Genomic DNA, 9,881 nt, shown 5'->3' with positions numbered 1-9,881 from the left:
CGGACGGCGGCAGGGCGCAGAGCGCCGCCAGGCGCGCGCGGATCGCCGCCGCGCCGGCATGGTAGGCGGCGCGCGGAGAGGCGCAGCCCAGGATCGCCTCCAGGCGCGCGCGGGCGGCCTCGAAGGCGCCCGCCGAGATCGTCGAGGCGGTCGACGAGCTGAAGCTGAGGCCGCCCGTCTTGGGCGTGGGGCCGACGCCGTAGCGGTTGCGGCCCAGGGCGTTCAGGCGCAGGCGCTCGTCGCCGCCGGAGACGAGCCAGCGCGCGAGGTCGGCGTCCGCCGCCAGGGTGTGAAGAAGGCCCCCGTTCGCGCTCGACTGGTACAATGCACATGCCACGGCGCGCCTGGCGCCGGTCCCGGACGAGGGTTGGGTCGAGGCGAGGTTGATCCGATTCGCCTCCTGGAAGTTAACCGCGTGGTCGCGGACGGCGTGGTCGAGCTGGCCTGCAGATCCGAACCGCGGTCGTGTCTCCTGGGCATTATCCCGAACGCAAAGCCGTGGATTACCCGGATCGGCATAGCTGGGCCTGGGCCCTACGATCGCCCGATGTCAGCGAGGCTCGACAGATGACCCTCCACCTCCGGCCGGCGATCCTGATCATCCTCGCAGGCTCTGCCTGGGTCCTGTCGGCGGCGCTTGCGCAGGCGGGGGGGCGCGCCGAAGTGCAGGTCCCGGCCGTTGCGCCGGCCGCTCCCGGCGCCTGGAGCTTTTCGATCTCGCCCTACCTCTGGATGGCGTCGGTGAAGACCTCCGGCTCCTTCACGCCGGCCGGCGCGGGCCGCACGATCAGCGCCGACGTGCACCAGAGCTTCGGCGACATCTTCAACGACCTGAACTTCGCGATCATGTCCGGCGCAGAGGCGCGGCGCGGGCCGTTCTCGCTCCAGCTCGACGCGATGTACATCAATCTCCTGCAGAAGGATTCCGGCGTCCGCAGCGTCTCCGGGCCGCGCGGGCTCGAGGTTCCCATCAATACGGGCGGCAAGCTGAAGCTGAAGGAGACGATGGCCACCCTCACCGGCGGCTACGACGTCTTCCGCAACGATCGCGGCTTCGTGCAGCTGTTCGGCGGCTTCCGCTACCTCGGGCTGCGCTCGACGTTGGACTGGAGCTTCGCGGGGCCGCTGGGGAACCTGGCGCGCGCAGGCTCTGTGGACTCGCAGGCGGACATCTGGAACGGGATCGCCGGCCTGCGCGGCGAACATGCGCTCGGCGAGGGGCCCTGGAAGGCGATCTACTACGTCGATGTCGGGGCGGGCGGCTCCAAGCTTACCTGGCAGGCCGCGGCGCAGGTGGCCTACGTGCGGCGATGGGGCGACATCGACTTCGGGTGGCGAACTCTGCAGTTCTCGCAGGGCGCCCAGAACTCGACGGCCGACGTCAGGATGAGCGGTCCCATCCTGACGCTGCGCTATCGCTTCGGCGGCTGAGCCGCCGGCCCGTGACGCCTCAGACCGCCCGGCGGATGATGGTGTAGAACAGGGTCACGCCGGCGACCGAGATGATCACCCCGATCCAAAGCACCGGTCGCCCGATCCGGAAGCGTTCGGTCTTCTGCAGGTCGCGCAGCGTCACCCAGTAGGTGATGGTCCCGAACACCATGCAGGCGGTGCCGAGGGCGGTGAGGAAGAGGCCAACCTGCTGCGGGCTGCGGGGATGCTCCAGCGGCGCCGTCTGGGCGATGGTCGACAGGAACTTGTAGATGGTGAAGCCGAAGCTGAGCATCGACAGCGCCGTGCGGATCCACGACATCAGAGTGCGGTCGGCCGCCATGATGGTGCGCTGGACGCCCAGGTCGCTGGGCATCCTCGGCGGGCGGTGGAGCAAAGCCCGGTGTAGTGCGGTCATGGGCGCTGGGCTCCGAGGCTGCGTCCCAAGCTTCGGTAAGCGCGCGCCTGTCGGCAATCGGGGCCGGCGTGGAGGTGAGACGCGGGGAAACCCGCAGGTTGCGGACGGCGCCGGGCGCGTGCGAGCCTGAGCGCTCCCGGGTTTCGCCCGATTGGCGGGCTCGGCGCCCAACGACACCTTCCGGCCCATGGAGCTGATCCTGAAGGAGTTCGCGGCCAACGTCGCCCTGGCGGCCGAGCTGGTCTGCGTCGTCTGCATCGCGATCGGGGCGATCACGGCCATCGTCAAGGCGGCGGCCGCGCTCGCGGCCAGGAGGCTGGACGCCCGCACGGTCCGCCGCGGCGTCTGGATGAGCTTCGCCGTGTGGATCATCCTGGCGCTGGAGTTCGCGCTCGGGGCCGACATCGTGCGCACGGCCATCGCGCCGACCTGGAACGAGATCGGCCAGCTCGCGGCGATCGCGGTGATCCGGACCGGGCTGAACTATTTCCTGGAGCGCGACCTGGAGGACTTCGCGCCCGAGGCGATGAGGCCGCGAAAAGCCGAAAGCGGGAAGGCCTAGACGGGAGGAGGCTCCATCACGGTCGTCACCTGGGCGAGGGTTTCGCCGGATGTCCGCGAGCTGACGGCGCGCGCAGTCTCGCGCCCCGTCAGCCTGCCGGAGACTTGGGCCATGATCCGTCGCTTCGCCGCGGCAGCCGCCGCAATCTCGCTCCTCGCGGTCGGAACGCCCGCTGGAAGCGCGCCGCCATCGTCCTGGGACGGGCTCACCCTCGTCAAGTCCAAGCGCTTCGATGCGGTCTACCTGATGCCCGGCGCTGATTTCCGCAGCTACAGCAAGGTCTTGCTCGACCCGACCGAAGTCGCGTTCGAGAAGAACTGGTTGCGCGACTACAATTCCCAGGCGCCATTCAACCAGCGCCTGTCCGACGCCGACGCGCAGCGGATGCTGCAGACGGTGCAGACCGGCTTCGAGGACATCTTCCGCAAGGTCTACGCCGACGCCGGCTATCCGATCGTCGACGCGCCGGGGCCCAACGTGCTCCGGGTCCGCACGGCGGTGGTGAACCTGAACGTCGTGGCGCCCGACACCATGAGCGCAGGGAGATCGCGCACCTTCTCGCGCGAGGCCGGGGGCGCCTCGGTCATCATCGAGGTGCGGGACTCGCAGTCCAACGCGCTGCTGGGCCGCGCCGTCGACAGCCAGATCGTCGGCGACGACGGGACCCTGATCCGCAACGCCGTCACCAACCGCAGCGACTTCCAGCGGGTGTTCACCCGCTGGGCCAAGATCAGCGTGGAGGGGTTCGGCGAGTTGAAGGCGCGCTCGCCCATCGGCGGCACGGCGACGGCGGCGTCGTCCGCGGCCTCGCCGGCTGCGGAGACGACCGGGCCGCAATAGCATCGTCTGCGGGTGGACCCGGACGAGCTCAGGCTCAGGTGATCACCTGATGGCTTGCGCTGCGGCGCGACTTCAAATGGCAGGGCCAATCGGAGACCTGTGATGCGCCAATTCCAGTCCGCGCCACCGCCCGCTGCGGAGGTGACCCGCCGAACCTCGCTGACGCTGGCCACGGCGGCCGCGACGATGGCGTTCGTCCATGCCGGCGACAGCGCCGCGGCGACCGCCGAGCAGCTCTCAAGCAACTCCCGCCTGGCGCTCGACCGGCTTCTCGCCCTGCGTCCCGAGGCCCAGCAGTGGGCAAGGACCGCGAGGGCGATCCTGGTCTTCCCGGAAATCGTCAAGGCCGGCTTCATGGTCGGCGGCCAAGGCGGCGACGGCGCCTTGATCGAGCGGGGCAAGGTGGTCGGCTTCTACCGCATCGCCGCCGGGTCGTTCGGCCTCCAGGCGGGCGCGCAGAAATTCTCCTACGCCCTGTTCTTCATGACCCAAAAGGCGCTCGACTACCTCAAGTCTTCCGACGGCTGGTCGATCGGCTCCGGTCCCTCGGTGGTCGTCATCGACGAGGGCGCCGCCAAGAGCATGAACACCACGACCATGCGCAAGGACGTCTACGCCGTGCCCTTCGGCCAGAAGGGCCTGATGGCCGGGCTGGGGCTGGAAGGCTCGAAGATCACCCCGATCCATCCGAAGGCCGCCTGAACGCTTTTCAGTCGCCGCCGGGCCGAGGGGGACAGGAGGGGCTCGCGCCGTATGCGCAGGCCGGCCGACAGCTGTTCTGCGTCGGCCGTCGATGTAGGCTTTAGGCGCTGACGGCCGCCGCCGCCGGGCTCTGGGCGTTCTGGTCGTGAGCGTGGCGGAAGGCGGTCAGGGCCGCCGAGAGCTCGCTGGCGCTGAGCTTGCCGTCGCCGTCGGCGTCCAGCTTCGAAAAGCCGTCCGACACGCTGGTGGAGTTCGAGCTGCCGCCGCTTCCCAGCGCGCTTTCGACCTCGGCCAGGCTCAGCGAGCCGTCGCCATCGCTGTCGGCGTCGCCGATCAGCTTGGCGGCGACGTCGTCGGCCGACGGCCGGCCGTGATGCGCATGGTGGGCGTGCCCCTTCTGCTGCGCCTGCAGCGCCGAGGCCAGCTCGCTGGCGCTGAGCTTGCCGTCGCCGTCGGTGTCGAGCTTGGAGATCGCCGAGGTAAGGTCGCCGCCGGCGGAGTCGCCGAGGGCGGCCTGCAGTTCGCTGGCGCTGAGCTCGCCGTCGCCGTCGGTGTCGGCCGATTTGATCAGCTTTTCGGCGAACTTCGCCGCGCGCGAGTCCGAGCTGTCGCTCGTATTGGAGGTGCTTGTCCCGGCGCTGCTGCTGTTCGCGGGCGAGTCCTCCTGGAGCGAAAGCAGGCTGGCGAGGGTCTTGGCGACGAACGCCTGCGCCCCGCCGCCGGGCGGCGGTCCGGGGGGCGGGGCGGACGATGCGCCGTCCGTTGCCGAGGGGGAATCTCCGCCCGGCTGATTTTGCCCCGCTGCGGCGGCGCGCTGCAGCAGCGCGGCGAGCACGCGTTGTGGCTGGTTGGATGCGTAAATATTTGAATGACTGGATATATTCACGTGGGCACCTCTTTCGGTGGTTGCGTCCGCCCTCGTGACGCCTCCGGTTCGCCGCGTGAGCCTTCCAGGGAGTGCAACAACCGTGCGGGTTCGCCTCGAGCCGAGCGGAGAGGTGAGAAAGCCGCAGGGGCGGCTCCCCCTTGGGGTGAGGGGAGCCGCCGGCCGAGAGCGGGTTGGGGGCGCCGTCGGCGGTGCGCGTGGGGCCGGGCAGGGCAGGAGATCTTCCCGCGCGCGAACGCGACGTTCGCGGCGGCGCGGGGCGTTCTTAAGGCGGCTTCTTCTCTGGATTGTATCGAAGCGCGGCCTTTACCCCGGCCTCAGAACCGGAAGACGGCGGCGAGCTTGGCGTCGTAGACGGTGAGGCGGTCGCGGGTCTCCGCGCCGCCTTCGAACGAGAAGGTGGTCGCCGCGCTGCCGGTGCGGATCGCCAGCCTCGCCACGGCCCCGCTGTCGCCGGTCTCCAGCGGCCCCACGGTGAAGACCTCGCCGCCGGAGGTGAAGGCCGCGGTGGTCGAGCCGCCGCTCGAGCTCAGGACGTCGCGGTAGCCGAGCTGCAGCTCGGGCGACCAGTAAGCGGTCTTGACGTCGCCGAAGACGGCGCCGATCGCGATCCCGGCGTAGCCGGTGAGCTCGGTGGTCTTGCGCGCGTCCACCGTCAGGTCGAGGTCGCCGCCGCCGCCTTCCTGGTAGCCGTCCTCGTGCAGCTGCAGATAGTCGATCCCCAGCTGCGGCTTGAAATACATCGACCGCCACTTCTGCTCGTAGCTGACGCGGGCGCGCGAGGTGACGCCCCAGCCGGACCAGTGGCCGCTGGCCTGGCCGGAGAAGATCGTCTCATTGCCGCTGTCAAGCTCGACCGCGCGTCGGTCGGTCGCGTTCAGATAGTCGAAGGCGGTGCGGACGCTGGCGGTGAACGGCCCCTGCTCCAGCCGCCAGTAGAGGCCGGCGTCCAGAACGTTGGCGGTCACCTGGCTTGTCGCCGGGCTGTCGTGAGGCCGCATCTCCGAGGTCAGGCCGCCAAAGGTCAGGCCGAAGGAGCCGATGTTGAGGGCCGGGAACTCGTAGCCGCCGACCAGGCCGAAGCCCCAGCCGCGATAGCCCAGCTGGTCGTCCCGGTCGTCGGCCTGGGCGATGAAGTTGACCTCCTGCAGCCAGCCGCCGCCATCTTCGCCGCTGCGCTCGTCGACCGGCCGGCCGAAGGCCTCGACGCCGGACTGGACCATCCGGAACAGGCCGCCGGAATGTTCGGGCAACAGCTGGTTGTAGCTGATGAGGAAGTCCTTGCGATTGGTCTGGGCCAGCAGGCCGGCGCTCAGTGAGGCGTTCGCGCCGATGGCGGCGATGACCGGCTCGTAGCCGCCGGCCGTCGCCGTGAGGCCAAGGTCCGCGGCGGTCTTGCGCGCCAGGGTCACCGACACCGTCCCCGCGGTCGTGTCCGTCGTGAGCTGGCTCGAATAGATGTAGGGCGTGGTCCCCAGGAGGTTCGAGTCGACGATGCCCGACGCGGTCAGCTGAGTGGCCTGGATCAGGGTGTAGGTGGCGGTCCCCTGGGCCACCGACGTCAGCCGCAGGTCGATCTTCGCGCCGGGGTCGATGGTCGCCGCGCCGGCGACGTTGAACTGGGTCGCCAGACCCGAGGCCGGATCGGCGGTGAACACCACCTTCGAGGCGGACCCCAGGGTCAGGCTGGTGAGGCTCAGGTGGGCGGTGTTGTTGATCTGCAGCGTGCCCGAGCCCACCGTCAGCGCCAGCGTCCCGTTGTTGGCCCCGTCGGTGGCGGTCAGCGCGCCGGTTACGGTCGCCCCGCCGTTGACGATCAGGGTGTTGGCGCCCGTGCCGAACTGGAGGTCGCCGGTCAGCGATCCGGCCTCGATGTCGACGGTGTCGTTTCCCGAGCCCATCAGCACCGAGCCGGTAATGACGGGCGTGGTCGTCCAGCCGCTCGGCTGGTAGCTGAGCAGCGAGAAGCCGGTGGCGTTGCGCTGGACGTCGATCGCCACCGTCTTGCCGCTCGGCGTCCCGGTTTCGGTCGAACCGGTCGGCAGGGTGGCGAGCGCCTCGATGGTCCCGATGTTCTGGATCGAACTCAGCGTGCCGGAGCGGTCGACGATGGCGCTGGCCGCGCCGGTCAGGCCCAGCACCTCGCCGCGGATCGCGCCGACGTTGGTGATTGCGGGCAGCGAGGCGCCGGGCTCGATGACGAGGCCCTGGGCGGTCTGGGCGCCGTCGCCGGTCATGGTCGCGGCGATGGTCCCGCTGTTGTAGAGCACGGGCGTGGCCGCGCCCGAATTGAGGTGCATGGCGGTCGCGTCGCCGCCGTAGGCGGTGGCCAGGACCGAGCCGCGGACCCGGACGCCGTCATTGATCGTCACCGTCCCGCCGCCGTCGAGGCCGATCTGCAGGCCGTTGGCGGCGACCCCGTCGCGCAGGCTCAGGCCCTGGACCGTCCCGCCGATCACCAGGCCGTAGGCGCTGTCGCCCGCGCCGACGTCGCCGAGGGTGATGTCCCTGCCGACCGCCCCCAGCTGCAGGGCCGGGGCCTTGCCGTAGGAGGTGACCTGGGCGGTCGGCTCGGAGGTGTCGGCGAGGCCGTCGCCGTTCGTGTCGGCGGTGGTGTCCGTGGGCAGGACGCCCGGCGGGGCGCTGACCAGCAGGCCCTTTCCGAGGCTGCCGGCCACGCTGATCGCCGCGCCGCCCTGGGCATTGTCGTTGTTGTCCTCGTCCGTCAGCACGTTGGCCGTCGTGCTGCGGGTGGTCTGATGGTAGCCGGTGGCGGTGACGTTGCCCTCGACGACCAGGCCGCCGCCGACGTCTCCGCCGATCACCACGCCCTGGGCGCCGGCGCCGTTCGCCGACACCGGCGCGTCGATGATCACGGCGCCGCCGACGCTCGAGGCCGTGCCGACGCCGATGGTCCGGGACCCGGAGACCGTGATCGTGCCGGTGCTGGTGATCGAGCCGGTGAGGGGGGCTTCCACCGAGACGCCCGCGGAGTCCTCGCCCTGGATGGTGATCGTGCCGGTGTTGGTGATGTCGCCGGCCAGCCCGCCGGCGCCCACGACGCGGATCGCGTAGCGGTTCAATCCCGTGGCGAACGGGCCGATGATGTTGCCGGCGGAGTCGGTCGTCGTGAGGGTCGCCGATTCGTTGTAGGTGATGGTCCCGCTGTTGCTGATGGAGCCGGTGAGGCTCCCGCTTCCGCCGGTATTGGCCAGGATGCCGGTGACCCCGCTGACGTTCTGGGTTTGGATCGTGCCGGAATTGGTGACGCTGTTGCTGCTGTCGAGGGTGATGGCTGCTCCGGTGGTGACGCTGAGCGTGCCGGTCTGCGAGATGTCGTCGGGAGAGCCGGACGCCGCCGTCGAGGTCGCCACCGCCGTCGAGCCGCCCGAGACGGTGGTCGCGGCGAGCGCCTGCGAAGTTGAAATGAAGGCGGCCAGCGTGGCTACGGACGACCCCAGCGAGAGGGCCAGTTTCCGGCGCGACCGACCTTTCCCGCGCGCCGTGACGGCCTGCGGACCCGCAAAAGCAGACATTCAAATCCCCTGGACAAGCTCAGCCGGGGGACTTGCGACGCCATTGTGGTGCGTAGAGGGCCGTTTCCTCTACTGAAAGTATCCAACCTTTCACCTGTGTATCCAGTCCGTGGCGCTTGGAAACACAGCAAATCTCTGTCCCATTTCCTCGACCGGCCCGCCCAGGACAGGTGTCCAAGTTTTTTCGTTTGAACGCGGCGCTTGTTCGCCGGGATTGCGACGACGCTGCGTTGAACGGTGACGAGCCTGAAGCGTCGCCAGGCGGCCGTGGGCAGGAGGAACAGGTGTATATGGTTCCAAATCACGTCGTTCAGCCCGTTCGACATGTCCTGGTCGTCGATGACGACGCGAACCTGCGAGAGCAGATCGCCGGTTATCTGCAGGAGCACGGCTTCGCGCTGCACGAGGCCGGCGACGCGGCCTCGATGGAGGCGGTGCTGGCGCAGGAGTCGATCGACCTGATCGTGCTGGACCTGATGCTGCCGGGCGAGGACGGGCTCTCGATCTGCCGCCGCCTGGCCGGCTCCGGCGGACCGGCGATCCTGATGATGAGCGCCATGGCGGCCGAGGTCGACCGGGTGCTGGGGCTGGAACTCGGCGCCGACGACTACCTGCCCAAGCCCTGCAGCCCGCGCGAGCTGCTCGCCCGGGTGCGCGCCATCATCCGCCGGGTCGACGAGGCCCGCGCCGGCGCGCCGGGGCCGGCCAAGGGCTACCAGTTCCTGGGCTTCACGGTCTCGCCCCAGCGCCGCCAGGTGCGTGCGCCGAACGGCACGACCATCCTGCTGACCGCCGGCGAATTCAGCCTCCTGAAGGCGCTGCTCGACCAGCCCGAGCGCATCCTCTCGCGCGAGGACCTGATCGAACAGTCGGGCGCAGGCGAGGGCGACGTGGCGGGCCGGGCGATCGACGTGCAGATCAGCCGCCTGCGCCGCAAGCTGCATGCCTACGTCGACGAGGAGATCATCCGCACCATCCGCGGCGCCGGCTACATGTTCGACGCCCGTGTCAGCCGGATCTGACGTCCGCCATCACGGCCTTCCCTGATACGCTCGCGAAAGGGGCGCCGCGCCGAAGAAAATCGGCGGCGCGGCGCCAAGTCGAGCGATGACCCATCGGGCCTTCTCCACTGCGCCCCATGCCGAGCTCCGGACCAACAGGCGATTTCCTAGAAAGAAACAACGTTTCGGCATGATGAACATTCGGGCGGGGCGCCCCTTTTCGAGGCAATAGCAAAAGTTTCCTCACAGGAATTCGATCGCGAGAGCCGCGGCACGGTTCGTCTGCATAGCTGGTCTGGTCGGCCGCCCCAGGGCGGCGGACTTGGACAGGCATGGAGCGGCGTCTGGCGACGTCGGACGAACGGATGAAACTGATCATGGCGGTCGTCAAACCCTTCAAGCTGGACGACGTGCGCGAAGCGCTCGTGGCGGCCGGCGTCGAAGGCCTGACGGTCTCGGAGGTCAAGGGCTACGGCCGGCAGAAGGGCCAGACCGAGATCTACCG

General features: G+C 69.6%; 10 protein-coding genes. 6 read left to right on the top strand and 4 right to left on the bottom strand.

Annotation, left to right across the window (positions count from 1 at the left end; genetic code table 11):
* The coding region (locus VJS38_RS08915) for a hypothetical protein (RefSeq protein ID WP_324087796.1) at positions 1-325 on the bottom strand (325 nt) is incomplete at its 3' end.
* A 242-nt stretch (positions 326-567) separates the two neighbouring features.
* On the opposite strand from VJS38_RS08915, the gene VJS38_RS08910 reads away from it, so the two are divergent.
* A complete protein-coding gene (locus tag VJS38_RS08910) occupies positions 568-1,431 on the top strand; it encodes a hypothetical protein (RefSeq protein WP_324087795.1) in 864 nt (287 codons plus the stop codon).
* Positions 1,432-1,450: 19 nt separating this feature from the next.
* Here the strand turns inward: VJS38_RS08910 and VJS38_RS08905 are convergent, their stop codons facing one another.
* Complete coding sequence (locus VJS38_RS08905) at positions 1,451-1,849, bottom strand: DUF202 domain-containing protein (protein ID WP_324087794.1); 399 nt, start codon at positions 1,847-1,849, stop codon at positions 1,451-1,453.
* Positions 1,850-2,036: 187 nt separating this feature from the next.
* On the opposite strand from VJS38_RS08905, the gene VJS38_RS08900 reads away from it, so the two are divergent.
* The 3 genes from VJS38_RS08900 to VJS38_RS08890 all read left to right on the top strand — a co-directional run bounded on the left by VJS38_RS08900 (position 2,037) and on the right by VJS38_RS08890 (position 3,953).
* On the top strand, positions 2,037-2,411 hold the full coding sequence (locus VJS38_RS08900) for a DUF1622 domain-containing protein (protein ID WP_324087793.1): 375 nt from the start codon (positions 2,037-2,039) through the stop codon (positions 2,409-2,411).
* Between the two features lie 111 nt (positions 2,412-2,522).
* Positions 2,523-3,251, top strand: a complete 729-nt coding sequence (locus VJS38_RS08895; protein ID WP_324087792.1) for a DUF3313 family protein — start codon at positions 2,523-2,525, stop codon at positions 3,249-3,251.
* A gap of 102 nt (positions 3,252-3,353) precedes the next feature.
* On the top strand, positions 3,354-3,953 hold the full coding sequence (locus VJS38_RS08890; protein WP_324087791.1) for a lipid-binding SYLF domain-containing protein: 600 nt from the start codon (positions 3,354-3,356) through the stop codon (positions 3,951-3,953).
* 100 nt (positions 3,954-4,053) lie between these two features.
* Here the strand turns inward: VJS38_RS08890 and VJS38_RS08885 are convergent, their stop codons facing one another.
* Complete coding sequence (locus VJS38_RS08885; RefSeq protein ID WP_324087790.1) at positions 4,054-4,788, bottom strand: EF-hand domain-containing protein; 735 nt, start codon at positions 4,786-4,788, stop codon at positions 4,054-4,056.
* A 368-nt stretch (positions 4,789-5,156) separates the two neighbouring features.
* Positions 5,157-8,375 carry an autotransporter outer membrane beta-barrel domain-containing protein gene (locus VJS38_RS08880; protein WP_324087789.1) on the bottom strand — a complete coding sequence of 1,073 codons (3,219 nt, stop codon included), beginning with the start codon at positions 8,373-8,375 and terminating at the stop codon, positions 5,157-5,159.
* A 290-nt stretch (positions 8,376-8,665) separates the two neighbouring features.
* Between VJS38_RS08880 and VJS38_RS08875 the strand changes: the two genes are divergently transcribed.
* Together VJS38_RS08875 and VJS38_RS08870 are read left to right on the top strand one after the other, a co-directional pair.
* Positions 8,666-9,397 (top strand): response regulator, encoded by a 732-nt coding sequence (locus VJS38_RS08875; protein WP_324087798.1) that lies wholly within the window; start codon positions 8,666-8,668, stop codon positions 9,395-9,397.
* 344 nt (positions 9,398-9,741) lie between these two features.
* Positions 9,742-9,881: P-II family nitrogen regulator (locus VJS38_RS08870; protein ID WP_324087797.1), on the top strand; the 140-nt coding region annotated here is incomplete at its 3' end.

This window comes from Phenylobacterium sp., from assembly GCF_035276905.1.
Taxonomy (GTDB): domain Bacteria; phylum Pseudomonadota; class Alphaproteobacteria; order Caulobacterales; family Caulobacteraceae; genus Phenylobacterium.
The sequence above is the reverse complement of the archived record's forward strand: the minus strand, read 5'-3'. Positions and strand labels throughout refer to the sequence as shown.

What these genes read in the sequence shown, in the direction of transcription:
- VJS38_RS08910 (WP_324087795.1), top strand. Translation starts at nt 568, where the DNA reads ATGACCCTCCACCTCCGGCCGGCGATCCTGATCATCCTCGCAGGCTCT.
- VJS38_RS08905 (WP_324087794.1), bottom strand. Translation starts at nt 1,849, where the DNA reads ATGACCGCACTACACCGGGCTTTGCTCCACCGCCCGCCGAGGATGCCC.
- VJS38_RS08900 (WP_324087793.1), top strand. Translation starts at nt 2,037, where the DNA reads ATGGAGCTGATCCTGAAGGAGTTCGCGGCCAACGTCGCCCTGGCGGCC.
- VJS38_RS08895 (WP_324087792.1), top strand. Translation starts at nt 2,523, where the DNA reads ATGATCCGTCGCTTCGCCGCGGCAGCCGCCGCAATCTCGCTCCTCGCG.
- VJS38_RS08890 (WP_324087791.1), top strand. Translation starts at nt 3,354, where the DNA reads ATGCGCCAATTCCAGTCCGCGCCACCGCCCGCTGCGGAGGTGACCCGC.
- VJS38_RS08880 (WP_324087789.1), bottom strand. Translation starts at nt 8,375, where the DNA reads ATGTCTGCTTTTGCGGGTCCGCAGGCCGTCACGGCGCGCGGGAAAGGT.
- VJS38_RS08875 (WP_324087798.1), top strand. Translation starts at nt 8,666, where the DNA reads ATGGTTCCAAATCACGTCGTTCAGCCCGTTCGACATGTCCTGGTCGTC.